This window comes from Enterobacter sp. EC_50, from assembly GCF_019584525.1.
In the GTDB taxonomy this organism is placed as follows: Bacteria; Pseudomonadota; Gammaproteobacteria; order Enterobacterales; family Enterobacteriaceae; genus Enterobacter; species Enterobacter roggenkampii.
This window is the reverse complement of the sequence record NZ_VDAF01000085.1, coordinates 1-479: the sequence shown is the minus strand read 5'-3', so window position 1 is coordinate 479 and position 479 is coordinate 1. Positions and strand designations below refer to the sequence as shown.

Sequence of the window (479 nt, the reverse complement as noted above, 5' to 3'; positions counted from 1 at the left end):
ACGCCTCGCAAAGAATATTTGCTGGCAGGATCGCAGACTGCAAAGCCTGCGGATTGACAATCTGACCGTGAAGGCATACTTTCAGGAGTGAGGGTTAAGTGGGGTTTCCCCCGCCCTGGTAGTCTTAGTATGCTGGGTAGCTAATCACTAAGAGCACCACGATGATGAGTATCTTCATCATGACCCTTTCCTTATTTATGGCCCCTTCCTCGGGAGGGGCTTTCCCGTTTCAGCCCCTTGCTGCCCCCCGATTGTTGATGAGCGCCGGACCCCGCGCAATGCTTTCCCAGAGGCAATTTTGCCTTCCCCGAGCGGTCACGCAAAACGCTGCAACGTCCTGAGCATTTGCACCTTTTAGCGGAACGCAGATATAAAAAATCCCCGGCTTTTTGGGCCAGGGATATGTGTTAATGAAACCTTCTTGACGCTGATTTTTTTTCAACCTAAAGTAAAGGAACAAGGGTGAGGGAGGATTTCTC

Annotated in this window: 1 protein-coding gene; it reads right to left on the bottom strand. The window is 50.9% G+C overall.

Annotation, left to right across the window (positions count from 1 at the left end; all coding sequences use genetic code 11):
- Positions 1-124 precede the first annotated feature (124 nt).
- A complete protein-coding gene (locus FHC48_RS23080) occupies positions 125-181 on the bottom strand; it encodes a type I toxin-antitoxin system Ibs family toxin (protein WP_012767742.1) in 57 nt (18 codons plus the stop codon).
- Positions 182-479: the final 298 nt, after the last annotated feature.